This window comes from Frigoribacterium sp. AC394, assembly GCF_979258095.1.
This window is the reverse complement of record NZ_OZ409834.1, coordinates 166,610-191,647: the sequence shown is the minus strand read 5'-3', so window position 1 is coordinate 191,647 and position 25,038 is coordinate 166,610. Positions and strand designations below refer to the sequence as shown.

The 25,038-nt window shown below is 70.0% G+C and carries 20 protein-coding genes; 4 read left to right on the top strand and 16 right to left on the bottom strand.

The features are described 5' to 3' along the window. Nucleotides 1-412: 412 nt before the first annotated feature. The 12 genes from murC to ACZZY9_RS00750 all read right to left on the bottom strand — a co-directional run bounded on the left by murC (nt 413) and on the right by ACZZY9_RS00750 (nt 14,584). On the bottom strand, nt 413-1,843 hold the full coding sequence (gene murC, locus ACZZY9_RS00805; RefSeq protein ID WP_463462628.1) for a UDP-N-acetylmuramate--L-alanine ligase: 1,431 nt from the start codon (nt 1,841-1,843) through the stop codon (nt 413-415). Then, nucleotides 1,840-2,973: a UDP-N-acetylglucosamine--N-acetylmuramyl-(pentapeptide) pyrophosphoryl-undecaprenol N-acetylglucosamine transferase gene (locus ACZZY9_RS00800; RefSeq protein ID WP_463462627.1), complete on the bottom strand. Its 1,134-nt coding sequence runs from the start codon at nt 2,971-2,973 to the stop codon at nt 1,840-1,842. Before ACZZY9_RS00800 ends, murC begins: the two co-directional genes overlap by 4 nt. Beyond that, nucleotides 2,970-4,241, bottom strand: a complete 1,272-nt coding sequence (gene ftsW / locus ACZZY9_RS00795; RefSeq protein WP_463462626.1) for a putative lipid II flippase FtsW — start codon at nt 4,239-4,241, stop codon at nt 2,970-2,972. The genes ACZZY9_RS00800 and ftsW overlap by 4 nt, the downstream gene beginning before the upstream one ends. Next, a complete protein-coding gene (gene murD / locus ACZZY9_RS00790; protein WP_463462625.1) occupies nt 4,234-5,802 on the bottom strand; it encodes a UDP-N-acetylmuramoyl-L-alanine--D-glutamate ligase in 1,569 nt (522 codons plus the stop codon). Before murD ends, ftsW begins: the two co-directional genes overlap by 8 nt. After that, on the bottom strand, nt 5,799-6,902 hold the full coding sequence (gene mraY / locus ACZZY9_RS00785) for a phospho-N-acetylmuramoyl-pentapeptide-transferase (RefSeq protein WP_463462624.1): 1,104 nt from the start codon (nt 6,900-6,902) through the stop codon (nt 5,799-5,801). The genes murD and mraY overlap by 4 nt, the downstream gene beginning before the upstream one ends. Continuing rightward, on the bottom strand, nt 6,899-8,299 hold the full coding sequence (locus tag ACZZY9_RS00780) for a UDP-N-acetylmuramoyl-tripeptide--D-alanyl-D-alanine ligase (RefSeq protein ID WP_463462623.1): 1,401 nt from the start codon (nt 8,297-8,299) through the stop codon (nt 6,899-6,901). The genes mraY and ACZZY9_RS00780 overlap by 4 nt, the downstream gene beginning before the upstream one ends. After that, nucleotides 8,296-9,846, bottom strand: coding sequence for a Mur ligase family protein (locus ACZZY9_RS00775; RefSeq protein WP_463464616.1), 1,551 nt, complete (start codon nt 9,844-9,846; stop codon nt 8,296-8,298). Before ACZZY9_RS00775 ends, ACZZY9_RS00780 begins: the two co-directional genes overlap by 4 nt. Before the next feature lie 13 nt (nt 9,847-9,859). Continuing rightward, entirely contained in the window at nt 9,860-11,647 is a 1,788-nt protein-coding gene (locus ACZZY9_RS00770; protein ID WP_463462622.1) for a peptidoglycan D,D-transpeptidase FtsI family protein, read from the bottom strand. 74 nt (nt 11,648-11,721) lie between these two features. After that, nucleotides 11,722-12,399, bottom strand: coding sequence for a cell division protein FtsL (ftsL, locus tag ACZZY9_RS00765; RefSeq protein WP_463462621.1), 678 nt, complete (start codon nt 12,397-12,399; stop codon nt 11,722-11,724). Then, the gene (gene rsmH, locus ACZZY9_RS00760; RefSeq protein ID WP_463462620.1) at nt 12,396-13,346 is read right to left on the bottom strand and encodes a 16S rRNA (cytosine(1402)-N(4))-methyltransferase RsmH; all 951 of its coding nucleotides are present in this window, start codon (nt 13,344-13,346) and stop codon (nt 12,396-12,398) included. Before rsmH ends, ftsL begins: the two co-directional genes overlap by 4 nt. A gap of 102 nt (nt 13,347-13,448) precedes the next feature. Next, a complete protein-coding gene (gene mraZ / locus ACZZY9_RS00755; protein WP_192060453.1) occupies nt 13,449-13,880 on the bottom strand; it encodes a division/cell wall cluster transcriptional repressor MraZ in 432 nt (143 codons plus the stop codon). 299 nt (nt 13,881-14,179) lie between these two features. After that, nucleotides 14,180-14,584 (bottom strand): DUF3040 domain-containing protein, encoded by a 405-nt coding sequence (locus ACZZY9_RS00750; RefSeq protein ID WP_463462619.1) that lies wholly within the window; start codon nt 14,582-14,584, stop codon nt 14,180-14,182. Between the two features lie 98 nt (nt 14,585-14,682). On the opposite strand from ACZZY9_RS00750, the gene ACZZY9_RS00745 reads away from it, so the two are divergent. Further along, nucleotides 14,683-15,804, top strand: coding sequence for a polyprenyl synthetase family protein (locus tag ACZZY9_RS00745; RefSeq protein ID WP_463462618.1), 1,122 nt, complete (start codon nt 14,683-14,685; stop codon nt 15,802-15,804). Nucleotides 15,805-15,870: 66 nt separating this feature from the next. Here the strand turns inward: ACZZY9_RS00745 and ACZZY9_RS00740 are convergent, their stop codons facing one another. Further along, a complete protein-coding gene (locus ACZZY9_RS00740; protein ID WP_463462617.1) occupies nt 15,871-16,230 on the bottom strand; it encodes an Rv2175c family DNA-binding protein in 360 nt (119 codons plus the stop codon). A 225-nt stretch (nt 16,231-16,455) separates the two neighbouring features. Here ACZZY9_RS00740 and ACZZY9_RS00735 point away from each other — a divergent pair, with 225 nt between their 5' ends. Together ACZZY9_RS00735 and pknB are read left to right on the top strand one after the other, a co-directional pair. After that, complete coding sequence (locus tag ACZZY9_RS00735) at nt 16,456-17,775, top strand: LysM peptidoglycan-binding domain-containing protein (RefSeq protein ID WP_463462616.1); 1,320 nt, start codon at nt 16,456-16,458, stop codon at nt 17,773-17,775. An 86-nt stretch (nt 17,776-17,861) separates the two neighbouring features. Beyond that, nucleotides 17,862-19,835, top strand: coding sequence for a Stk1 family PASTA domain-containing Ser/Thr kinase (gene pknB, locus ACZZY9_RS00730; protein WP_463462615.1), 1,974 nt, complete (start codon nt 17,862-17,864; stop codon nt 19,833-19,835). Nucleotides 19,836-19,926: 91 nt separating this feature from the next. Here pknB and ACZZY9_RS00725 read toward each other — a convergent pair whose 3' ends face one another. The 3 genes from ACZZY9_RS00725 to ACZZY9_RS00715 all read right to left on the bottom strand — a co-directional run bounded on the left by ACZZY9_RS00725 (nt 19,927) and on the right by ACZZY9_RS00715 (nt 23,057). After that, nucleotides 19,927-21,297, bottom strand: a complete 1,371-nt coding sequence (locus ACZZY9_RS00725; protein WP_463462614.1) for a class II 3-deoxy-7-phosphoheptulonate synthase — start codon at nt 21,295-21,297, stop codon at nt 19,927-19,929. Nucleotides 21,298-21,352: 55 nt separating this feature from the next. Next, nucleotides 21,353-22,042 carry a lysophospholipid acyltransferase family protein gene (locus ACZZY9_RS00720; RefSeq protein WP_192060458.1) on the bottom strand — a complete coding sequence of 230 codons (690 nt, stop codon included), beginning with the start codon at nt 22,040-22,042 and terminating at the stop codon, nt 21,353-21,355. Nucleotides 22,043-22,106: 64 nt separating this feature from the next. Further along, nucleotides 22,107-23,057, bottom strand: coding sequence for an ROK family glucokinase (locus ACZZY9_RS00715; protein ID WP_243213970.1), 951 nt, complete (start codon nt 23,055-23,057; stop codon nt 22,107-22,109). Between the two features lie 102 nt (nt 23,058-23,159). Between ACZZY9_RS00715 and ACZZY9_RS00710 the strand changes: the two genes are divergently transcribed. Further along, on the top strand, nt 23,160-24,998 hold the full coding sequence (locus ACZZY9_RS00710; RefSeq protein WP_463462613.1) for an AMP-dependent synthetase/ligase: 1,839 nt from the start codon (nt 23,160-23,162) through the stop codon (nt 24,996-24,998). Nucleotides 24,999-25,038: the final 40 nt, after the last annotated feature.

Sequence of the window (25,038 nt, the reverse complement as noted above, 5' to 3'; positions counted from 1 at the left end):
CCGGGCGTCGGACGCTCGACGACGCGCCTCGTCGCGCGACGTGTCGCGCGTCGGCAGGCTCACGGGCTCCGACGGCTCGCTCTTCGTCGGCCGCGGTCCATCCGCTGCGCTGTCACCGTCGCCGCCCGACGGTCGACGGTCGGACATCGAGGCCGATGCCGACCCGTCGGCGCCGGATTCCTCCCCGGGGTCGACCGGTCGCGATGCGTCGTCCCGTGAACCGGGGAGGCGCAGCGCACCCAGCCGGGACCGCAGACGACCCGCGGTGGATCCCTCGCCTGGCGAGTCGGATGCAGCCCCCGGGGTCTCGTCGCCGTTCGGCGCGTCGGAACTCGGCGCGGGGCGGGCCGAGGGGTCGAATCCCTCGGGCCGCTTCACGACCGGTCCCTGACGCCGGGGCTGGTCGGTCGAGTCACGCTCCGGTCTTTTCCGACACGGGGTCGACGGGCGCGGCGCCCGCGTCGAGTGCGGCGAGCAGCTGCGGGACGATGCGGTACACATCGCCGCAGCCGAGCGTGATGACGAAGTCGCCGTCGCGGGCGACCTCGGCCGTGCGCACGGCGGCGGACTGCCAGTCGGAGACGAAGTCGACCCGCGAGGCGTCGGCGAAGCGCTCGGAGACCAGGGCGCCCGTGACTCCGGGCTCGGGGTCCTCTCGCGCGCCGTAGACGTCGAGGACGATCGTGTGGTCGGCGAGCGACTCGTAGGTCTCGGCGAACTCTCCGGCCATCATGCGGGTGCGGCTGTAGAGGTGCGGCTGGTGCACGGCGATGAGCCGCCCGTCGCCCACGACGGACCGCGCCGCCTGCAGCGCCGCCGCGACCTCGGTCGGGTGGTGCGCGTAGTCGTCGTAGACGCTGACCCCGGCGACGGTGCCGTGCAGCTCGAAGCGGCGCTCGGTGCCGCCGAAGGTCTCGAGCCCGGCGACCGCCGCCTCGGGGTCGACGCCGAGGCCGATCAGCACGGCGAAGGCACCCGCCGCGTTGACGGCGTTGTGCACCCCGGGCACCCTCAGCTGGACGGGGCGCTCGGTGCCGGCGTGATGCAGGGTGAACGACACCGGTCCGACCGTCGCGACGTCGCTGAGACGCACGTCGGCCTCGGCGTCGAGTCCGAAGGTGACGACGTTCGAGTGGTCGAGCGCGGCTCGGACCCGTCGGGCTCCGGGGTCGTCGCTGGAGATGACGACGAGTTCGGAGGCGGCACCGGCGAACCGCACGAAGGCCTCGTCGAACGCCTCGTGCGAGCCGTAGTGGTCGAGGTGGTCGGCGTCGACGTTGGTGACGAGCGCGACGGAGGTGTCGTAGAGCAGGAACGAGCCGTCGGACTCGTCGGCCTCGACGACCACGAGCTCCTCCGCACCGCCGCGAGCACTGACGCCGAGTGACTGGATGACTCCCCCGTTGACGAAGCTGGGGTCGCGGCCGGCCGCCAGGAGCGCGGTCACGATCATTCCGGTGGACGTCGTCTTGCCGTGCGCGCCGGCGACGGAGACCAGGCGCTGACCGCCGATCAGCCAGGCGAGCGCCTGCGATCGGTGCAGCACGGGGAGCCCCTTGGCGAGGGCGGCCCGGTACTCGGGATTGTCCTGCCAGAGCGCCCCGGTCACCACGAGGGTGTCGGCGTCGCCGAGATTGGCGGCGTCGTGGCCGATCGACACCGTGGCACCGAGATCGCGCAGCGCCTGGACACCCGGAGTGTCGCGGATGTCCGAGCCGGTCACCTCATGCCCGGCCGCGAGGAACACGCGGGCGATGCCGCTCATGCCCGATCCGCCGATTCCGACGAAGTGGACGCGACCGAGTTCGGTCGGGATCTGCTGGCTGAGGTCGGGCTTGATCATGAGTTCTCGTCGTTCGTCGCGGGGGTTCTCGCCGGTGCGTCGGCGGTGGATCGGTCTCGTGGTCGCGCCGCGTCGACCACGAGGTCGACGGTGCGGTCGGTGCCGTCGAGGACTCCGACCGTCGACGCCTGCACCGCCATGTCGGCGATCCGCGAGCGGTCGAGGAGGAGAGGCACGAGGGTCGTAGCGACCCACTCGGGTGTGAAGTCGGCGTCGTCGACCAGCACCGCGCCTCCGGCCTGGACGACGTCGGTCGCGTTGTGGCGCTGCTCGCCGTTGCCGACCGGGTAGGGCACGAGCACGGACGGCAGACCGAGGGCGGTGAGCTCGCTCACCGTCGCCGAGCCCGAACGGGACACGACGAAGTCGGCCGCGGACAGCGCGAGATCCATGCGGTCGCAGTAGCGCAGGAGGTGGTGGTCGGGCAGGTCGCTCGGCCCGAGATCCGACTTCGCCCCGGTGATGTGGAGGATCTGCCAGCCGGCGCCGAGCACCGCGGCGGCGGCCGTCGACATGGTCTCGTTGATGCGCTTCGCACCACTCGACCCCCCGGTGATCAGGAGCGTGGGCTTCGACTCGTCGAGTCCGAACTCGGCCACGGCCTCGGCCCGGCTGGCCCGACGGTCGAGGGTCTCGATCTCGTGGCGGAGCGGCATGCCCACCTGGCGGCCGTGACGGAGCGACGTCGAGTGGAAGACCGTGCCGACGTGCGAGGTCAGGTACGAGCCGAGGACGTTCGCGATGCCCGGCTTGGCGTTGGCCTCGTGCACGACGAAGGGGACCTTCGAACGCCAGGCCGCCACGTAGGCCGGGGCGGACGCGTATCCGCCGAAGCCGACGACGACGTCGACGCGGTGTCGCCTGAGGAGCTCTCGCACGCCCTGGACCGCCTGGACCAGCCGCGAAGGGAACCGCAGGGCGGCAGCCGAGGGCCGGCGCGGGAACGGCAGACGCGGGACGGTCAGCAGCTCGTAGCCCCGGAGCGGGACGAGCCGCGCCTCGAGGCCCTCGGCCGTTCCGAGCACGAGCACGATGGCATCGGGCTCGCGGAGGCGGATCCGGTCGGCCACGGCCAGGAGCGGGTTCACATGCCCGGCGGTTCCTCCGCCGGCGAGAAGGTACGTCGTCACCGGAGAGACCCTACTCGTTGACGACCGACGGTCGGGCTCGGCTCCGACTCCTCCGGATACCGGGCGAACGAGAGGACGACGCCGATCGCCACCAGGGTCACGATCAGAGCGGAGCCGCCCGCCGAGATCAACGGCAGGGGCACCCCGAGCACCGGCAGCAGGCCGAGCACGACGGCGATGTTGATGAGGGCCTGTCCGACGATCCAGGCCGCGATGGCCCCCGTGACGACGCGCACGAACGGGTCGCGCGTCTTGCGGATGATCTTGATGAACGCGATGGCCAGCACGACGAAGAGGGCCAGGACGACGACCGCGCCGATCAGCCCGAGCTCCTCGCCGAGCACGGCGAAGATGAAGTCGTTGTCCGCCTCGGGCAGCCACGACCACTTCGCCTTCGAGTTGCCGAGCCCCACCCCGAAGAGCCCGCCCGAGGCGAGAGCCCAGGTGCCGTGCAGGGACTGCCAGCAGATGCCCTGATAGGCGCTGTCGTCGCTGCAGCCGGCCATCCATGCCGCGATCCGGTCGTTGCGCGACACCGATCCGAACGCGATCATCGGGACGACCACGGCCAGCAGGGCGATGGGGATGAGCAGGTAGCGGAGTTTGATGCCGGCGAACCAGACGGCTCCGAAGACGAGCAGCAGCATGACCATGGTCGTGCCGAGGTCTCCGCCGGCGACGACCAGACCGACGGCGACGAGCACGACGGGCACCAGCGGGATGGCCAGGTGGCGCCAGTCGTCGAGGAGGTCGCGCTTGACGGCGAGGATCATGCCGAGCCAGATGGCGAGGGCGAGCTTGACGGCCTCGGACGGCTGAGCGGTGAACGAGCCGAGGTCGATCCAGTTGCGGTTGCCGCCGACCTCGATGCCGAGACCGGTGAAGACGAGCAGCTGGAGCACGAGGGTCGCGCCGAGGATCTGCCAGGCCCAGCGCTTCCAGAACCAGATGGGGACGCGCGAGACGATCAGCATCAGCGGGATGCCGACCGCGGCGTAGATCCCCTGACGCACGAACGATCCGAAGAACGAGGTCTGACCGGATGCGATGTACGACTCCACCGACGACGACGAGAGGACCATGACGAGACCCAGCACGACGAGGAACAGGGTCGTGCCGAGGATCACGAAGAACGAGCCGGTCTCGGCCGCGAACAGACGCTTCACCGCGACGACCGCCGCGGCGGGGCGCCCCGAGGGGTCGGCCGAGCCGGTGTCGGCGCCCGGATCGGTCGTCGGGCGGGTTCGGTGCCCGGTGAGGTCAGCCAAGCGGCGACGCGGGAGGCTGGACGGTGGATGGGCCATCGGCCGTGCCTCCCGGATGGTCGTGGACGGCGGAGGCGAATGCCCTGCCGCGCGCGGTGTAGTCGCTGAACTGATCGAACGATGCCGCCGCCGGGGCCAGCAGGACGACGTCGCCGGCCTGCGCGGCCTCGGCCGCCAGCCTCACGGCCGTCGGCATCACCTGCTCAGTGTCGGTCGCCTCGACCTCGAAGACGGGCATGTCGGGCGCGTGTCGCGCGAAGGCCTGGACGATGCCCAGCCGGTCGGTGCCGATCACGACCGCGGCACGGACCCGGTCGACGGACTCCTCGACGAGCGGTTCGACGTCGACGCCCTTGAACACGCCGCCGACGATCCACACGACCGAGGGGAAGGCTGCGAGGGAGGCGCGCGCCGCATGCGGATTCGTCGCCTTCGAATCGTCCACCCACGTGACGCCGTCGGCCTCGGCCACGACCTCCATCCGGTGGTGGTCGACCCGGAACCCCGCCAGCGCGGTCTTGATCGACACCGGGTCGACACCCGCGGCCCGGACGAGAGCGGCGGCCGCCAGCACGTCGGCGACGAGGTGATCGGCGCCGAGGCCGACCTGGTCGAGGGCCGTCGTCGTGGTCAGCTCGAGCGCGCTCGTCCGGCGGGCGGCCAGGAACGCCCGGTCGACGAGGACTCCCCCGTCGTCGCCGGAAACCACGCCGAAGTCGCTCGGACCGGGCGCCGACAGGCCGAAGCCGATCGCACGGCAGCCCTCGGCCACGTCGGCGTCCTCGACCATGCGCCGTGTGGCGTCGTCGGCCTTGTTGTAGACGCACGCGCGGACGGCGTTCGAGTAGACCTTCGCCTTGGCGTCGCGGTAGGCGTCGGCGCCCCCGTGCCACTCGAGGTGGTCGTCCTCGAGATTCAGGCAGACGGCCGCGAGCGGTCGCAGCGCGCCGGGGCCGTCCAGCGGCAGACTGTGCAGCTGGTGACTCGAGAGCTCGACGACGAACAGATCGTGCCCCTCGGGGTCGCGCACCGCGTCGAGCACCGGCACGCCGATGTTCCCGACCGCAGCGGCTCGCCTGCCGTCGGCGACGGCCATCGCCGTCGCGAGCTGCGTGGTCGTCGTCTTGCCGTTGGTGCCGGTGACCAGCAGCCACTCGGCGACCCGGGAGGTCTTGTCGCGGACGCGCCACGCCAGCTCGACGTCGCCCCATACGGCTGCTCCGCTCTCCTCCGCCCAGCGGACGAGCGGGTGGTGGGGCGCGAATCCCGGCGAGACGACGACGACCTCGGGGGCGAAGGCGACCAGCGCCTCCGGAGCGGTCGACATCTCGGGTTCGATCAGCAGCTCCGCCCCGATCAGGTCGAGGAGCTCGGCGCGATCGTCGTCGACGGCCGGTGCGAGCACCACGATGCGTGCGCCGAGCTCGGTCAGGGTGTCGGCCACCGAGAATCCGGTGACCCCCAGCCCGAGGACGGCCACCCGGAGACCCGACCAGTCGGCGTGCCAGCTGTCGAGACCGAGGAGGCGCTGGGCGGGTCCGCCGTCGAGAGGTGCGTCGGTCATGAGGTGCGGGAGATCCATTCGAGGTAGAACACGCCGACGCCGGCGGCGACGAAGAGCCCGGCGATGATCCAGAACCGGACGACCACCGTGACCTCGGCCCAGCCCTTCAACTCGAAGTGGTGATGCAGCGGACTCATCAGGAAGATCCGCTTGCCCTTGGTGAGCTTGAAGTACGCCCGCTGGAGGATGACCGAACCGGTGACGACGATGAACAGACCGCCGATGAGCACGAGGAGCAGCTCGGTGCGGCTGAGGATCGCCAGGGCGGCGAGGGCGCCGCCGAGGCCGAGCGACCCCGTGTCGCCGAGGAAGATCTGCGCCGGCGAGGTGTTCCACCACAGGAAGCCGATCAGTCCGCCGCAGATGGCAGCCGCGACCACCGCGAGGTCGAGCGGGTTCGCCACCGTGTAGCAGGCGGATCGCGTCGTCTCGTCGAGGCGCGTGCTGAAGCACGACTGGTTGAACTGCCAGAAGCCGATGAAGATGTACGACGCGATGGCGAGGATGGAGGATCCGGTCGCCAGACCGTCGAGCCCGTCGGCGACGTTCACGCCGTTCGACGTGCTGACGGTGATCAGCACGACCCAGATCAGGAACAGCCCACCGCCGATGATGCTGCCGAAGAACATGAAGTCGAGCCACGGTATGTCGCGGATGCCCGAGATCTTCGTCGACGCGGGGGTCAGACCGTTCTCGTTCGGGAACGAGAGGGCGAGGATCGCGAAGACCGCGCCCACGACGACCTGACCGATGACCTTCGCCCAGCCGCCGAGACCGAGACTGCGCTGGTTGCGCACCTTCAGGAAGTCGTCGAGGAAGCCCACGGCGCCGAGACCGACCATGAGGAACAGCACGAGCAGACCGCTCGAGGTCAGTTCGTCCTGTGCGCCGAGGTGGCCGACGAAGTAGCCGATCACCGTGCCGAGGATGAGGACGATGCCGCCCATCGTGGCGGTGCCGCGCTTCGTGTGGTGCGACTGCGGGCCGTCGTCGCGGATGAACTGGCCCCAGCCGAGACGGTGGAACAGCTTGATGAAGAGAGGCGTCATCAGCAGCGTGAAGACGAGGGAGACGGCTCCCGCGATGAGGAGGGCGATCATGCGTCGACCCCCGCGAGTCGGTCTCCGAGGAACCTGAGCCCCGCCGACTTGGACGACTTCACGAGCACGACGTCACCGGTGCGGAGTCCGGGATGGAGGAGGTCGTACGCCTCGTCGATGGTGTCCACGAGCAGTGATTCTCCGTCCCAGGAGCCCTCGAGCCCGGCTGCCATGTGGATGTGCCGCGCGGCCTGACCGACCACGATCAGCTGCGAGATGTTGAGACGCACGACGAGGCGGCCGATGCGGTCGTGCTCGTCACGGGCGAACTCGCCCAGCTCGGCCATCTCGCCGAGGACGGCGATGGATCGGCCGTCGGTGGGCGTGATCTGGGCGAGGGTCTTGAGGGCGGCCGCGACGGAGTCGGGACTCGCGTTGTACGCGTCGTTCACGACGGTGACCCCGCCCGGTGCCTCGAAGAGCTCCATGCGCCAGCGCTCGGCTCGGGCCACGCCCTCGAGGACGGTGGCCGCCCGATCGAGATCGACGCCCCACTCGCCCACGACGGTGAGCGCGGCCAGGGCGTTCATCACGTGATGCTCGCCGAGGATGCGCAGAGCGACACGGCGACGCAGGTCGCCGTGCTCGAAGACGAAGGTGGTGCCCGCGGCCGTGACGTCGACGTCGGACGCCCGGTAGTCGGCCGTCGGGCTCTGCCCGAAGGTGACCACGCGTGCCGCCGTGACGGACGCCATGCCGGCCACGCGCTCGTCGTCGGCGTTCAGCACGGCGGTGCCCGACTCGGGGAGGTCCGTCACCATCTCGGCCTTGGCGGCACGAGTGCCCTCGATCCCGCCGAAGCCGCCGGCGTGAGCGAGCCCCACCTTGAGCACGACGCCCGTGTCGGGGCGGGCGATGTCGACCAGACGGGCGATCTCGCCCGGGCCGGCCGCGCCCATCTCGACCACGAGGTACTCGGTGGAGTCGTCGATGCGCAGCATCGAGATCGGTGCGCCGACGTGGTTGTTGAAGGACCCCTCGGGCGCGACCGTCGGAGCGATGTCCGACAGGATGGCACGCAGCATGTTCTTGGTGCTCGTCTTGCCGTTCGAGCCGGTGATGCCGACGACCTTGAGTCGTCCGTGACGGCGCACGCGCTCGACGACGGCAGCGGCCAGACGCGAGAGCGCCACGACGCCGTCGTCGACGACGACCGTCGGGACGTCGGCCTCGACCGGCTGCTCGGCGACGACGAGCGCGGCCCCGTTGGAGACTGCGGCGTCGACGAAGAGGTGACCGTCGGTGACCTCTCCGCGCAGGGCGAAGAAGATCGACCCCGGGGTGACGAGACGCGAGTCCGTCTCGACGGAACCGTCGAGGACGAGCCCGTCGACGACGGCGCCGCCGAGGGCTCCGCCGGTGATCTCGGCGATCTCGTGGGCGGTCAGCGCGATCATTCGGCCCACCCGGCCTCACGCAGGGCCGCACGGGCCTCGTCGCGCGCCGAGTACGGCGTGCGCTCACCCCGGATGTCGCGGTAGTCCTGGTGACCGGGGCCGGCCCAGAGGATCGAGTCGCCCTCGCCCGCCAGCGCCACGGCGGCCCGGATGGCGGCCTCGGGCGGACTCACCTCGTGGATCTCGTGCTCGGGGTAGGCCTCGCGCGCAGCCTCGACGAGCGTGCGTCGGATGGCTGCGGGGTCCTCGAACCGCGGGTGGTGATCGGTGACGACCAGGATGTCGGAACCGGCCGCGGCGACGCGGGCCATCTCGCCGCGCTTTGTGGTGTCGCGGTCGCCGTCGGCGCCGAAGAGCATGATGACCTTGCCGGTGGTGAAGCGCCGGACCGCCGCGAGGGTGGTCAGGAAGGCATCGGGGCTGTGCCCGAAGTCGACGTACACGCTCGGCCCTCTGTCGCCGGAGACGCGCTCGGTGCGACCGGGCAGGTACGCGACGATGCCGCCCTCCGTCTCGAGCGCCTGGGCGATCGCCCCGAGCTCGAAGCCCGCCTCGACGAGCATGACGATCGCGAGGGCCGCGTTGGCGACCATGTGCCAGCCGATGAGCGGGACCCTCGTCACGAGCGAGCGGTTCTCGGGACCGGTGAGTCGGAACTCCGTGTAGGCCGCCTGCTCGTCGACGATCTCGACCGTCCAGTCCGCCTCGACGTCGGGCAGGACCGTGATCGTCGTCAGCGGGATGCGGGCGTTGTCGACGACGCGCTGACCGTAGGGCGAGTCGAGGGAGATGACGGCGCGCTTCGCCCGATCGGGCTGGAAGAGCGGCAGCTTCGCATGGAAGTACTCCTCCATGTCGGCGTAGTCGTCGAGGTGGTCGTGACTGAGGTTCGTGAACGCGGCCACGTCGAAGACCAGCCCGTCGACGCGATTGCGGCTGAGAGCCTGGGCGCTCACCTCGACGGCGACAGCACGGACCTCGCTCTCGCGCATCCGGGCGAGGAGGGCGTGCATCTCGCTCGCCTCGGGTGTGGTGAGTCGGCTGACGACCGTGAGATCGCCGATGTGCCTCTCGGCGGTGCTGCTCAGACCGGTGACGAGCCCGAGCTGGCGGAGGATGCCCTCGAGCAGGTACGACGTCGAGGTCTTGCCGTTCGTGCCGGTGACGGCGAACAGCAGGGGCGACCCTTCGCCGCCCGTGCGGTAGATCCAGGCCGACACGTCGCCGAGGGCGGCGCGCGGCGAATCGACCAGCACGACGGGAAGACCCGACTCGCCGGCGATGTCGAGTCCGGCCTGGTCGGTGAGCAGAGCCACTGCACCGCCCTCACGGGCCTGGGCGGCGAACTCGGCACCGTGTCGGTGCGCGCCGGGCATGCCGACGTACAGGTCGCCGGGGTGGAGGTCCGCCGTGCTCAGCGTGACGCCCGTGACTTCGATGCCGTCGAGGGAGCCCTCGTGCTCGAGTCCGAACTCGCTGACCAGTTGGGCGAGGGACCTCGCCGACGGATGTTCCGGTCGGAGGACCGGGGGATCCGGGCGTTCAATGAATCCTCTTCTCTCACCAGGTCTCGGCGATGTCCGGTGCCGGCTCCGTCGACGGAGGGACGCGGTACATCTCGAGGGCCTGGGACATGATCTTGTTGAAGGTCGGCGCCGCGGCGGCCGACGTCTTGATGGTACTGGGCTTCGTGAAGGTCACGACGACGACGAACTGCGGGTCTTCGGCGGGGGCGATGCCGGCGACCGACACGATGCGGTCCGAACCGTAGCCCGTGCCGTCCGACTTCGCCACTTCGGCGGTTCCGGTCTTGGCCGCGACCCGGTAGCCGGGGATCGTCAGGACGTCTTTCAGATCGCCGTCGCTGACGACCTTCTCGAGCATGTTCACCGTCGTGTCGGCCGCGTACGACGAGACGACCTGGGTGCCCTCGGTGCTCGGGGTCTGAGACACCGAGCCGTCGGGCGCCGTGCACTTCTGCACCAGGTTCACGGGAAGCCGCTGACCGTGGTTGGCGAGGGTCTGGAAGACGCTCGCCAGGTGCACGGCCGTGGTGGACACGCCCTGCCCGAACATGGAGTTGATGCTCGTCTGCTGGTCCCACTCGGAGACGTTGCGGACTCCCTGCGTGGGCTCGCCGAGGAACCCCACGCCCGTGGGCTCGTTGAGCCCGAACTTCAGCATGTAGTCGTAGCGGGCCTGCGCCGGGAGGTTCTCGCCGAGCAGCGAGATCCCGACGTTCGAGGAGTCGCGGAGGATGCCGGTGAGCGTGAGCTTCTCGGTCGGGTGGAATACCGCGTCGTGGATCGAACCACCCCAGGGGAAGCTGCGCGAGTAGGGCACCGTGGCCGGGCTCGTCGGGGTGGCCGTGCCGGAGTCGAGCAGCATCGCCGCGGTCATCGCCTTGAACGTGGACCCGGGCTCGTAGGACGCGGTGAACGCCTTCGATCCGAGGTCGTCCACATCCGTACCGTCGACGTCGTTCGGGTCGACGGCCGGGTAGTCGGCCACGGCGAGGAGCGCGGCGGTGTCGGCCTTCATGACGACCGCCGTCGCCGACTCGGCCCCGATGGCCTGCGCCTGCTCGGCGAGCGACTGCTGAGTCATGTACTGGAGATCCTTGTCGATCGACAGCGTGAGCGCACTGCCGGGGACGGCGGCCTTGTCGGTCACGGTGCTGCCGGGCAGCTGGACCCCGTCGGCGCCTCGTTCGTAGGTCTGGTTCCCGTCCGTGCCGGCCAGGCACTGGTCGGCGCTGAGCTCGAGACCCGCCTGCGGACCGTCCGTGCCGATGAACCCGGTCAGATTGCCGGCCACCGATCCGTTGGGATACGTCCGAGCCGACTGGCGCTCGTAATAGAGATAGGAGATGCCACTGTTCTTCAGATCGCGGACCGCGCGGAAGGCGTCGACGTCGACCCCCTTGATCAGGTAGGCGAAGTTAGCGGTGGGATCTTTCGTGATGCTCTCGTACATCGCGTCGGCGTCGCCGCCGGTGATCTCGGCCACCTGGGCCATGACCTGCTCGACGGTGAGCGTCTTCTTCGTCTTCTCGCCGTCCGCGTCCGTCTCCGTGATCGTCCGCGTCTTGGCGAAGGCCGGTGCCGCGGTGATGTTGTAGCGCGTCACGCTGCCGGCGAGGACCGTGCCGTCGGAGGCCAGGATGTCACCGCGATCTCCGTAGATGACCTGGCTGATCTCGCGCTTGTTCTGGGACTGGTCGTTCAGCTCGGCCGCCTGGACGAGCTGGATGTCGGCCAGCCGGACGACGAACACCCCGATCAGCGCGATCACGAGGGCCATCGCCAGGGTCGCTCGGAGCCGGCGGCTGCGGGGTGTTGCGTTCACGAATGATTCCTCACCGCGGTGGGCCGTGCTGCCCCGACCGCTGTCGTCGTCCGGTGGCCCGGACGGGGATACCGCTAACGGGTCTGCGGAGCCGCCAGCTGATTCGGGTCAGACGCTACCGACTGCTCGGGAGATCCTTCGCTCGGCGCGCCCGCCACTGCGGAGTCGGTCGCCGACGGGGCCGACCCCGTGGAGGCGACGGTCGTGTCGGACGCCGAGGTGCCCGGGTCACCCGCGGCCGCGACGGTCGGCGCGACCGTGGTCGGAGCCGACTTCTCGGGGGCGGTCGCCAGGGGGACGCCGTCGAGGAGGGTGTTGGGGATGAGGTTGTCGGTGCCGTCGGCCTCGCCGTCGGCGGGCGACGGCTGGCCGTGCACCACCCCGGTGGAGGGATCGAGGTACACGGGGTTGGAGTTCCGCACCATCCCCAGCTCTTCGGCGTTGTTCGCCAGGTTCTGCGGAGACGACAGCACATCGAGACGCTCGGAGTACTTCTGCTGATCACGGGTGAGCTCGGTCTGCGAGGCCTGGAGCGCCGAGATCTTGTAGGCCCCGTCGCTCAACGCGATGCTGATGGCCAGCTGCGCGAGGAGGAGGACGAACAGGGCAGCCGTGGCCACGAGGGCGTAGGCGATCTTCGGCCGGGCACGCCGTTGGGCGCGGCTGGCGACGATCTCGACCGGCCGAGCTCGAGGGGCGGGAGCGACGTCCACGAGGGGCGTCGGGTCGACGAGGGCGAACTGGCTGCTCATGCTGATCTCCGGATTCGTTCGGCTGCGCGGAGGCGCACGGGTTTGGCTCGGGGATTCCGGTCGATCTCTTCCGCTGAGGCCAGTTCGGCTCCGCGGACGAGGAGTCGGAACTCGGGGCGGTGCTCGGGGAGCTCGACGGGCAGTCCCTGCGGCGCCGTCGAGGTGGTGCGGGCCGCCAGCTCGCGCTTGACGAAGCGGTCTTCGAGGGACTGGTAGGCGAGCACGACCATGCGGCCCGACTCCCCCAGCCGGTCGAGGGCGACGGGCACCGCCGCTTCGAGGGAGGCGAGCTCGCCGTTGACCTCGATGCGGAGGGCCTGGAAGACCCGCTTGGCAGGGTGACCCGCTCGCTGCAGGGCCATCGGCGTGGCGGCGACGAGGAGGTCGACCAGCTCGCCGCTGCGGGTCAGCGGCGAGTCGACGCGACCTTCGACGATGCGACGGGCGTAGCGGGGAGCCAGCTTCTCTTCGCCGTACTGGTAGAAGATGCGTCGGAGCTCGGACTCGGGGTACTCGGCGAGGATCGTCTCGGCCGTGATCTCGGACGTCGGGTCCATCCGCATGTCGAGCGGTGCGTCCTTCGAGTACGAGAAGCCCCGCTCGACCCGGTCGAGCTGCAACGACGACACCCCGAGGTCGAAGAGGACGCCGTCGACCGTGTCGATGCCGAGACCGTCGAGCGCCTCGCCGATGCCGTCGTAGGTCGTGTGCACGAGGCGGGCGCGGTCGCCGAAGGGCTGGAGACGGTCACCGGCGATCTCGAGGGCCTGCGTGTCGCGGTCGAGCCCGACGACCGTCAGCTCGGGGAATCTCGCGAGCAGGGCCTCGGTGTGACCGCCCATGCCGAGGGTGCAGTCGACGGCTACAGCGCCCGGTCGACCGAGCGACGGGGCGAGCAGCTCGAGCGTGCGATCGAGGAGGACGGGGGTGTGGATCTGTTCTGCCATGGCGATGTCGGCTCCTGTTCTCAGGCCCTGATCCCCATCCGTCCCGACCTGGCACCGGGGAAGGTGCGCCAGGGCGGACGGCTGGGAGTCGGGGCCGAAGACCTAGAAGAGGCCGGGGATCACCTCCTCCGTGGTGTTGGCGAATGCGGCCTCTTGGGCCTCGTAGTAGGTGTTCCAGGCGTCGGTGGCCCAGATCTCCGCGCGGTTGCCGGCGCCGATGACGGTGAGCTCGCGCCCGAGACCGGCGTAGTCGCGCAGCTGAGCCGGGATGGTGACCCGGTTCTGCTTGTCGGGGATCTCGTCGCTGGCACCCGACAGGAACAGGCGCATGTAGTCGCGCCCCTCCTTGCTCGTGATGGGCGCCTGTCGGATCCGCGAGTGCATGTCTTCGAACTCGCGCTGCGAGAACACGTACACGCAGCGCTCCTGACCGCGGGTCATGACGAGGCCGGAGGCCAGCTCGTCACGGAACTTCGCGGGAAGGATGATCCGGCCTTTCTCGTCGAGCTTGGGCGAATAGGTGCCGAGGAACATGCGCCTCGCCCCCTCCCGCATCGCACCCGGTGGTGCCACGTACCTCCACTTTACTCCACAACGCACCACTCGACAACGAAAAGCCCCGTTCTGGGCACAGAAAAACCCCCTCGATCGCTGCTGTTCAGCGGATCGAGGGGGTGGAGGAAGAGGGAGCAGCAGGACTGCAGGAGGAGCGGGTCGACGAGATGAGGCACGTCTCGTCGCCGAGATGGCCCGCCGAAGGCCCCCGTGCATGCCGAAGGGGCCGACCCGGAGGCCGACCCCTGAGATCGGTGGAGCGCTGTGGAGGAAGCCGGTTACCGACGCCCGTCGCCGTCGTTGCGGCGATCCCAGCGCTCGTTGAGGCGGTCCATCATGCTGGCGGACGACCTGCCGGATGCGGTCGTCCGAGTGCTCGACGGCCGGGACGAGCTCGTCGACGGCGGGACGGACGCGCCCTTCCGCTTCGGCGGGGCGATGGCGAAGAGCGCACCGGCCACGACGAGGACGAACCCGAGGACGCCGATGAGCGGCTGGCGGAGGATGACCCCGGCGACGATGACGGCGATTCCGAGCAGACCGCCCAGCACGCCGACGACGACCATCGTGTAGTTCGGTCGACCGCGGCCACTGCCGACGGCCGCCACGAAGTCGGAGTCGTTGCTGTAGAGGCTGCGCTCCATCTCGTCGAGGAGCCGCTGCTCCTGTTCGGAAAGTGGCATCTTGGTGTTCCCTTCGAGCACAGGCCCTACGACCTCGGGATCGACGCGTATGAGTAGCTGGCAGTGTATGCCTGAGTGCTATCGCTAGGCTAGGCAGCGTGGCTGAGAGTACGCGGTTAGTGGACGTCGTTCAAGAGCGGATAGACCAGTTCCTCGAGCGGCAACGGCCGGTCCTCCGCGCCATCGCTCCGGACCTCGATCCGTTCGCGGTCTTCTCCAACGATCTGCTGCGCGGTGGCAAGCGGTTCCGGGCGCTCTTCTGCTACTGGGGCTGGCAGTCCGTCGCCGGTCTCGACACGGGGTTCGACCCCATGGGCACCCCGCCCGACGCACGCTCCCTCGACGCCGTGATGGGCGCCTCCACGGGGCTCGAGTTCTTCCACGCGGCGGCGCTCGTCCACGACGACATCATGGACAACTCCGACACCCGGCGGGGCATGCCCTCCGCGCACCGCCGCTTCGAACGACTGCACCGCGAGGGCTCCTGGCTCGGTGATCCCACCCCGTTCGGCACCTCCGGGGCTCTCCTGATGGGCGACCTGCTCCTGGCCTGGAGCGACGAGCTCGTCTCCGAGGCGTTCGACGGGCTCGCCTCGCGCGACGCCGCTCGGGCGGCCCGGGCCGAGTTCAACCGCATGCGCACCGAGGTCACGGTCGGGCAGTACCTCGACATCCTCGAGGAGAACGCCTGGCGCACGGTCGACGACATCGACCTCCTCCCCCGGGCGCAGCGGGTGATCGTCTACAAATCCGCCAAATACAGCGTCGAGGCGCCGCTCACCATCGGCGCGGCGATGGCCGGGGGCTCCCCCGAGGCCCTCGAGTCGCTCCGTCACTTCGGCCTGCCGCTCGGAATCGCTTACCAGCTGAGAGACGACCTCCTCGGCGTCTTCGGCGACCCGGAGGTGACGGGCAAACCCGCCGGTGACGACCTCAGAGAGGGCAAGCGCACCGTGCTGGTGGCCATGGCCCGGCGTTCTCTGCCCGCCGGTGCCGTCCGTCTGCTCGACGAGCTCCTCGGCGACCCCGAACTCGACGACGACCAGATCTCGATGCTGCAGGCGACCCTGCGCGACTCCGGCGCGGTCGACGCCGTCGAGCAGTCGATCACCGACCAGGTCGAGCGGGCCACGCACGCTCTCGACCGCTCGGGGCTCGCGCCGTCGGCGCGCGCTCAGCTCACGCGCCTCGCCGACACGGTCACACGCCGGACGTCGTAGCGGATCGCCGGGGCGGCGACCCTGCGATCGGCATGGTCGGCGGAGCGACCCGCGTCAGCGTCAGTGTCAGAGAAGACCCTGGGCGACGCGTCGGACCTCGGCCTTGCGGCCGGCTCGGAGAGCCTCGATGGGGCTCGTGGCCAGCGACTCCTCCGTCGACATCAGCCAGTCGAGGGTCTCCTCGTCGCTGAACCCGTTGTCGTGCAGAACGGTGATCGTGCCCCGGAGATCGCTTCGCGGCTGCCCGTCCACATCGAGGAAGACCGACGGGGTCCGCAGCGCCCCGTCCACCTTGGCGCCCACGAGGGCGTGGTCGTCGAACAGGCGACGGACCCGACTGACGCTCATGCCCGTCTTCTCGACGAGGTCGGGCACCGCCAACCACTCGGTGTCGGGGAACCAGGACTGCACAGGGAGATCGATCACCGGTCAACCTTGCCATGCCCGGCGTCGCCGCGCCTCTCCATGCGTTACAGCAGCAACACCAGTCACACCAGCAACACCAGTCACACCAGTCACACCAGTCAGACAAGTCACTGCAGTCACGGTGATTGACTTGACACACCACCTGTGTCAACTTGATATCTTCGAGACACGCCGTCCGAATCAGGCCGACGGCGCGCTCGCCCCCCGAGACTCGAGGATCACCGCATGAACGACAGCCCGACGTCGAGCGCCTTCGGCCGCATCGACACAGCCGGTGACGACCAGCGTCAGACCGGCAAGATCGCCCGCTCCATGCTGAACACCGTGCCGATCATGCTGGTCGGCTCCATGGCACTGGGCCTCGGTCTCACCGGACCGATCTCGTCGCTCGACGACTCGGGCGACAAGGTGAAGAAGCCCCAGGCCGCTCCCAAGCCGGTGCTCCCCGCCATCGAGACGGCCGGGGCGACCGTCGTGGAGGAGGCCGTGGTCGAGCTCGCGTCGACCCGCGCCTCGGTCATCGCCCCCTCGTCGTACACGGTGAAGAAGGGCGACACGGTCGCGACGATCGCCGGGTCGTTCGGGCTCAGCACCGCCTCCGTCCTGGCCCTCAACGGCCTCAGCTGGAAGTCGACGATCTTCCCCGGGCAGAAACTGAGCCTGACGACCGCGGGGTCCGGCGCTCAGCCGACCCGCGCCTCCTCGGGAGCCGCCCGCAGCTACACGATCAAACGCGGCGACACTCTCAGCTCGATCGCCGGGGCCCACGGCGTCGGAACCTCGGCCCTCCTCGCGGCCAACGGCCTCGGCTGGTCGAGCATCATCTACCCCGGTCAGAAGCTCACCGTCCCGGGAGGCTCGACGCCGAGCACCTCCGCGCCGCAGAAGACCGCGACACCCGCGCCGTCCACGTCGTCGTCGACGGGGTCGAAGTACACGATCAAGTCGGGCGACACGATCGGTCGCATCGCGTCGGCGACGGGTACGAGCGTCTCGGCCCTGCTGTCGGCGAACGGACTGCGCATCACGAGCACCATCTACGCGGGCAAGACCCTCACGATCCCCGGTCGCGGCGCGACCTCGGCCCCCACCACCGCGCCCGCCGCCACATCGGCCACTCCGAGGCCCGCCGGCACGTCGCTGAGCGCCGAGCAGGAGAGCAACGCCCGGGCGATCATCTCCGTCGGTCGCCAGATCGGGGCGAACGACCGCGCCATCGTGATCGCCCTCGCCGCCGCCGCGCAGGAGTCGAGCCTCCGCAACATCGACCACGGCGACCGCGACTCGGTCGGTCTCTTCCAGCAGCGTCCGAGCACCGGGTGGGGCACCCGGGCTCAGCTGCTCGACCCGACGCACTCCACGAAGCTGTTCTTCGGCGGTGCGAGCAATCCCAACAAGGGCTTCACCCGCGGTCTGCTCGACATCGAGGGATGGTCGTCCATGTCGCTGACCAGCGCGGCGCAGGCCGTCCAGATCTCGGGTCACCCGACCGCGTACGCCAAGTGGGAGTCGTCTGCCGCCTCCTGGCTGGCAGCCCTGGGCTAGGCCGCACGATCCCCCCGTCGGGCGACTTCGGCTCCGGCCGGTGAGTTGGAGCGCCCGGCAGCCCGCAGCACCGTAAAATCGGCGCCGTGAGCGTGAACCAGACTGACCCGATGATCGGCCGGCTCATCGACGATCGGTACCAGGTCCGTTCACGGATCGCGCGTGGCGGAATGGCCACCGTCTACCTCGCGACCGACCTCAGACTCGAGCGCCGCGTCGCGATCAAGATCATGCACGGCCACCTCGCCGACGACGCCTCGTTCAAGGAGCGCTTCATCCAGGAGGCGCGCTCGGCGGCACGCCTGGCGCACCCGAACGTCGTCAACGTCTTCGATCAGGGCCAGGACGACGACTCCGCCTACCTGGTGATGGAGTACCTGCCGGGCATCACCCTCCGGGAGCTGCTGCAGGACCACAAGGTCCTCACCCCCGAGCAGGCGATGGACATCATGGAGGCGGTGCTCGCAGGTCTCGCGGCCGCGCACCGAGCGGGCATCGTGCACCGCGACCTCAAGCCCGAGAACGTCCTGCTCGCCGACGACGGCCGCATCAAGATCGGCGACTTCGGGCTGGCCCGGGCCGCGACGGCCAACACGGCGACCGGAGCCGCCCTGCTCGGCACCATCGCCTATCTCTCGCCCGAACTCGTGACGCGGGGCATCGCAGACACGCGCAGCGACATCTACGCCCTCGGCATTATGCTGTACGAGATGCTGACGGGCGAGCAGCCGTACAAGGGCGATCAGCCCATGCAGATCGCCTACCAGCACGCCAACGACACCGTTCCGGCGCCCGGGATCGTCAACCCGTCGGTGCCCGTCGAACTGGACGAGCTCGTGCTCTGGGCCACGGCTCGCGACCCCGAGCACCGTCCCCGCGACGCGCGGGCGCTGCTCGACCAGCTGCTCGACGTCCAGCGCGCACTGGCCGACCCCTCCGGCCCTCCGCCGAACCGCACGATGGTCCTCCCCTCCGCCGCGGGGACGGCGGTGCTGCCGGGCTTCTCCGCAGCGGGCGCGACCGGCGACACGGAGGTCGTGCCCAGAGCCCGCCACCGGACGGGTCCGGTGGGCCCCGCCACGGAAGACGGCAACGCCGACCGCCTGCGGGCTCTCGCCGCCCGTCGACACCGGCGCGGGGCCGTCTGGCTCGTCGTCGTGGTGGTCCTCGCGCTGCTCGCCGGCGGCGCGGGTTGGTACTTCGGCTCCGGCCCCGGCGCTCAGGCCCAGGTGCCCGAGGTCTCGGGGCAGGACCCAGCGGCCGCCGCCGCACAGCTCATCGACGCGGGCTTCACAGTGGCCCCCGACAACCGCAGCGACTTCTCCCCCGTGGTGCCCGCCGGCCAGGTCACCGCCACGGACCCGCAGGCGAGCACCGCCCTGCAGAGAGGGGCGACGGTCACCCTCGTGGTGTCGCAGGGTCCCCGGCAGATCGCCATCCCGGAGGTGCTCGGCGCCACCCTCGACGCGGCCCGGGCGGCTCTGTCCGACTTCTCCGTCGAGGAGCCCATCCGTCAGTTCGACGCGAAGGACGAAGGAACCGTGATCGGCATCGCCGGCGTCGGCGGGGACGGGAACGCGGTCGGCCTCTCGGCTGGAGCCTCGTACGGCGAACAGCAGCCGATCACGCTGACCGTGTCGCTCGGCCCCGTGCCCGACGTCGTCGGCCAGACGCTGGAAGACGCCCAGTCCGAGCTGACCGGGGCCGGTCTCGTCGGCACGCAGTCGGGCAGCGAATACAGCGGCGAGGTGGAGGCCGGGTCGGTCATCCGCGCCCAGCCGACGGAGCAGGGTCCGGTCACACCCGGTGACACCATCGACCTGGTCGTCTCCGACGGCCCCGCTCCGGTCACCGTCCCCGACGTCACCGGTCAGACCATCGACGACGCCACCGCGCAGCTCGAGGCCCTCGGCCTCTTCGCCGACTTCGACGACTGCCTCAACTTCACCTGCGCCTTCTACGACTGGAAGGCCTCGCTGCCCGTCACCGCCACCGACCCGGCACCCGGGAGCGTCGTGGCGGCAGGGTCGACGATCAGGCTCAGCTACCGCGTCGAGTGAGACTCCCCGGCGACGCGACCCGCGCCTCCTGAACCGACCACGGGCCCCTGCCGAGAATCGACAGGGGCCCGAGGCGACGAGGAGGTGCGGGTCAGTTCGCCGCGAGCTCCTCTGCCACGAGGAACGCCAGCTCGAGCGACTGCATGTGATTGAGGCGCGGGTCGCAGAGCGACTCGTACCGCGTCGCCAAGGTGGCCTCGTCGATGTGCTCGGAGCCGCCGAGGCACTCCGTCACGTCGTCGCCGGTCAGCTCGATGTGGATGCCGCCCGGGTGCGTGCCTGCGGCGCGGTGCGCCTCGAAGAAGCCCTTGACCTCGTCCATGATCTCGTCGAAGCGGCGGGTCTTGTAGCCCGTCGGCGTGGTCAGACCGTTGCCGTGCATCGGGTCGCTGACCCAGAGCGGAGTCGCATCGGCCCGCGTGATCGCCTCGAGCAGCGGCGGCAGGGCGTCGCGGATCTTCTTCGCCCCCATGCGGGTGATGAAGGTCAGACGACCGGGCTCGCGATCGGGGTCGAGCTTGTCGATGAGGCGCATCATGTCGTCGGGGGTCGTGCTCGGCCCGAGCTTGACCCCGATCGGGTTGCGGACGCGCGACAGGAAGTCGACGTGTGCGCCGTCGAGATCGCGGGTGCGCTCGCCGATCCAGACGAAGTGCGACGACAGGAGGTACGGGTCGCCTGTGCGGGAGTCGATCCGTGTCATGGGGCGCTCGTAGTCCATCAGCAGCCCCTCGTGGCTGGTGTAGAACTCAACGCGCTTGAGCTCGTCGAAGTCGGCCCCGGCGGCCTCCATGAACCGGATGGCCTTGTCGATCTCCTTCGCCAGGTGCTCGTACGCGGCGTTCGCGGGATTGGCAGCGAAGCCCCGGTTCCAGCTGTGGACCTGACGGAGATCGGCGAAGCCGCCCTGGGTGAAGGCTCGGATGAGGTTTATCGTCGACGCCGAGGTGTGGTACCCCTTGACCAGGCGAGCCGGGTCGGCCCGACGCGACTCGGGGGTGAAGTCGTAGCCGTTGACGATGTCGCCGCGGTAGGCCGGCAGGGTCACGCCGTCACGCGTCTCGTCGTCGCTGGAGCGGGGCTTCGCGAACTGACCGGCCATCCGGCCCATCTTGATGACGGGCATCGAGGCGCCGTAGGTCAGCACGACCGCCATCTGGAGGATGGTCTTGACCCGGTCGCGGATCTGATCGGCGGTGGCCCCGGCGAACGTCTCGGCGCAGTCGCCCCCCTGGAGGAGGAACGCCTCGCCGCGGGCCGCGGAGGCGAGTCTGGATCGGAGGGTGTCGACCTCGCCCGCGAAGACGAGCGGCGGCAGGGTCGCGATCTCGGCGGAGGCGGCCTCGACCGCCGCGGCGTCGGGCCACGACGGCTGCTGCTTGATGGGAAGGGTGCGCCAATAGTCGAGACCCTCGACGACGTCGGTGTCGGACGTGGCGAACGGTTCTCTGGGCTGGGTCACGGTCTTCCTTGCGAGCGTAAGCGGGCTCGGGGTCGAACGACCCCGACGAGCGAGCCTACCGCGAAGACCCCGAGCGCTTCTCTTTGACGCTGGAGGCGTACACGTCGGCGTACTCCTGACCGCTCAGGGCGTTGAGCTCGTACATGATCTCGTCGGTGATGGAGCGGAGGATGAACCGGTCGCCCTCCATGCCCTCGAAGCGGCTGAAGTCCAGGGGCTCGCCGAAGACCACGCCGACCCGACGGATCTTGGGGATCTTGGTGCCCGTCTTCATGACCTTCTCGGTGTCGATCATCGCCACGGGGATGACGGGAACATGGCCTTCGAGGATCATCCGGGCCACCCCGGTGCGACCGCGGTAGAGGCGACCGTCGGGGCTGCGCGTGCCCTCGGGGTAGATGCCGAGCTGCTCGCCGCGGCTGAGCACCGAGAGACCCGTGGCCAACGACGCCTCCGACGCCTTGCCGCCCGACCGGTCGATGGAGAGCTGACCCGTCGCCGTGAAGAACAGCCGCATGGCCCAGCCCTTGACGCCCTTGCCGGTGAAGTAGTCGCTCTTGGCGAGGAACGAGATGCGTCGGTCGAGGGCGATGGGCAGGAAGATCGAGTCGACGAACGAGAGGTGGTTGCTGGCGAAGATCACCGCGCCCGTCTCGGGAACGTGCTCGGCGCCCCGGACCCAGGGCCGGAACACCGAGAGCACCAGGGGTGTCGCGATGAGTGTCTTCAGGAACCAGTAGAGCATCGATGCATCTCTCGTCGGACGATGGTGCGGTGGGCGGTTCCGGGCGCGGAGCGGCCGGTTCGGATCAGAGCCCGGTGGCGTGCAGCCGGGCGAGGTCGGCGGCGCCGACGACGCCGGCGTCGTTGACGAGCTCGGCGATGACGAAGTCGGGCTCGGGGTGATAGCCCCTTGCCGGGAGGTGGGCGAGATACGCCTCGCGGACGGGAGCGAGCAGCAGCTCCCCCGACTGGGCGACGCCGCCGCCGAAGACGAACACCTGGGGATCGAGGACGACGGACAGGGAGGCGGCGGCCTGACCCAGCCAGCCGCCAAGTTCGCGGAGCGCCTCGACCGCCCCCGGATCGCCCTCCTTGAGGAGCTCGCCGACGTCGTGACCGGTCAGCTCGCCCCGGGACTCGCGGACCGCCGCGAGAGCGGCGCCGGCACCGGGGCGGTCCGCGACCTCGCCGGCCATGCGGAGGAGCGCCCGGCCCGAGCCGTACTGCTCGATGCACCCGCGGGCACCGCAGCCGCACGGGAGACCGTCGGGGACGACACGCAGGTGACCGAGCTCGCCGCCCGTGCCGAAGCCGCCGCGCAGGAGGCGGTCTTGAGCCACGATCGCCCCGCCGACGCCCGTGCCGATGGTGAGCATGGTCATGTCGCTCGCGAGCCGCCCGGCACCGAAGCGGAACTCGGCCCAGCCGGCGGCGTTCGCGTCGTTGTCGATCGTGATGTGCAGGTCGAGGCGCTCGGACAGCAGCGCCCGGAGCGGCTCGTTCCGCCACGCGATGTTCGGCGTGTAGTAGACGGTCGACTGCGCCGCGTCGATGAATCCGGGGGCGGCCACGCCCGCGGCGACGACGTCGCCGTGCTCGGACTGCAGCGACGTGATCATCTCGACGACGGCGTCGACGATGGCCTTCGAGTCGCCCGCCGGCGTCGGCACCCGCCTCTCGGCGACGATCTCGCCCAGCTCGGTGACGACGCCACCCGCGATCTTCGTTCCACCGATGTCGATTCCGATTGCCTGCACGAGGATCGAGTCTATCCCCGGCCCCCGCTCGGCCAGGCATCCCGCTCCGACGGGCTCCCCGCTAGGGTGTGAGGACCATCGTTCGGTACCGAAGGAGCTGCCGTGAACGAACACACCGTCCCCCTCGCCCTGGAGCCCGACGTGAACGCCAACGCGACCGACCTCTTGATCGATCGCGCCGAGGCCACGCCCGACGCAGCACTGTTCGCCGTCCCCGACGGCGTCGGAGGCTGGTCGGACGTCACGGCCGCGGAGTTCCTCGCCCAGGTCCGCGCCCTCGCCAAGGGCCTGATCGCCTCGGGCATCCGCCCCGGCGACGCCGTCGGGCTCATGTGCCGGACCCGCTACGAGTGGACTCTCGTCGACTTCGCCACCTGGTTCGCCGGAGCCCTGCTCGTTCCCGTGTACGAGACGTCGTCCCCCGCCCAGGTGCACTGGAACCTGAGCGACTCTGGGGCCGTCGCGCTCATCCTCGAGACGGCCGACCACTTCGCCCGCTTCGACGAGGTCCACCCCGAGCTGCCCGAGGTCGCCCACGTCTGGCAGATCGATCTCGGAGATCTCGACAAGCTCGCCGCCGCGGGGGTCGACGTCGCCGACGACGAGCTCGAGCGCCGCCGGTCCGCCGCCGGGCCGGGCGATCTCGCGACCATCATCTACACCTCCGGCACCACCGGCCGACCGCGGGGCTGCATGCTCACGCACGCGAACTTCGTCGAGACGAGCCGCAACGCCGCGCACGCCATGTCCGACGTCGTCGCACCGGGGTCGTCGACGCTCCTCTTCATCACCACCGCGCACGTCTTCGCGCGCTTCATCGCCGTGATGTCCGTGCATGCGGGCGTCCGGGTCGGTCACCAGGCCGACACGAAGCAGCTGCTGCCCTCTCTCGCGTCGTTCAAGCCGTCGTTCCTGCTGGCGGTCCCCCGCGTGTTCGAGAAGGTCTACAACTCCGCCGAGCAGAAGGCCGAGGCCGGCGGCAAGGGCGCCATCTTCCGCCGTGCCGTCGCGGTCGCCATCGCCCACAGCAAGGCGCTCGACGAGGGCACCGTGCCCCTGGGGCTGAAGCTGCGCTTCGCCCTGTTCGACCGGCTCGTCTACAGCAAGCTGAAGAAGGCCATGGGCGGGAACATCCGGTACGCCGTGTCAGGCTCCGCGCCGCTCGGCACGAGGCTCGGACACTTCTTCCGCAGTCTCGACATCCGGATCCTCGAGGGGTACGGACTCACCGAGACCACCGCGCCCGCATCGGTCAATCTCGTCTCGAAGTTCAAGATCGGCACGGTCGGCCCCGCGCTGCCCGGCGTCTCGATCCGGACGGACGACGACGGCGAGATCTCCGTGAAGGGCGAGAACGTCTTCGCCGGCTACTGGAACGATCCCGAGGGCACGGCCGAGGTCCTGTCGGACGGCTGGTTCCGCACCGGGGACCTCGGCTCCCTCGATGCCGACGGCTATCTCACGATCACCGGCCGCAAGAAGGAGATCATCGTGACGGCGGGTGGCAAGAACGTCGCACCCGCCGTGCTCGAGGACCCCATCCGCGCCAACCCCCTCGTCGCTCAGGTCGTCGTGGTCGGAGACCAGAAGCCGTTCATCTCGGCGCTGGTGACGCTCGACACCGAGATGCTGCCCGTCTGGTTGAACAACGCCGGCGAGGCCGCCGACATGCCGCTCGCCGAGGCGGCGGAGCATCCCGCCGTGATCGCGGAGATCCAACGGGCCGTCGACGAGGCGAACACCGCGGTGTCGCGCGCCGAGTCGATCCGCAAGTTCATCGTGCTCCCCACCGAGTTCACGGAGCAGAGCGGCCACCTGACGCCGAAGATGAGCATCAAGCGCGCCGTCATCGTGAAGGACTTCGCGCCGCAGATCGCGGACCTCTACACGGTGTACCCCAGCACCGACTCGGTGCGGACGGTCACCGGACCGACGCGCTGAGTCGGCCGCCCTGTCGGCCGATCGATCGGCCGGGCGTCCG

What these genes read in the sequence shown, in the direction of transcription:
- ACZZY9_RS00720 (WP_192060458.1), bottom strand. Translation starts at nt 22,042, where the DNA reads ATGCTCTACTGGTTCCTGAAGACACTCATCGCGACACCCCTGGTGCTC.
- ACZZY9_RS00780 (WP_463462623.1), bottom strand. Translation starts at nt 8,299, where the DNA reads ATGATCGCGCTGACCGCCCACGAGATCGCCGAGATCACCGGCGGAGCC.
- rsmH (WP_463462620.1), bottom strand. Translation starts at nt 13,346, where the DNA reads ATGGCAGAACAGATCCACACCCCCGTCCTCCTCGATCGCACGCTCGAG.
- murC (WP_463462628.1), bottom strand. Translation starts at nt 1,843, where the DNA reads ATGATCAAGCCCGACCTCAGCCAGCAGATCCCGACCGAACTCGGTCGC.
- ftsL (WP_463462621.1), bottom strand. Translation starts at nt 12,399, where the DNA reads ATGAGCAGCCAGTTCGCCCTCGTCGACCCGACGCCCCTCGTGGACGTC.
- ACZZY9_RS00750 (WP_463462619.1), bottom strand. Translation starts at nt 14,584, where the DNA reads ATGCCACTTTCCGAACAGGAGCAGCGGCTCCTCGACGAGATGGAGCGC.
- mraY (WP_463462624.1), bottom strand. Translation starts at nt 6,902, where the DNA reads ATGATCGCCCTCCTCATCGCGGGAGCCGTCTCCCTCGTCTTCACGCTG.
- ACZZY9_RS00735 (WP_463462616.1), top strand. Translation starts at nt 16,456, where the DNA reads ATGAACGACAGCCCGACGTCGAGCGCCTTCGGCCGCATCGACACAGCC.
- murD (WP_463462625.1), bottom strand. Translation starts at nt 5,802, where the DNA reads ATGACCGACGCACCTCTCGACGGCGGACCCGCCCAGCGCCTCCTCGGT.
- mraZ (WP_192060453.1), bottom strand. Translation starts at nt 13,880, where the DNA reads ATGTTCCTCGGCACCTATTCGCCCAAGCTCGACGAGAAAGGCCGGATC.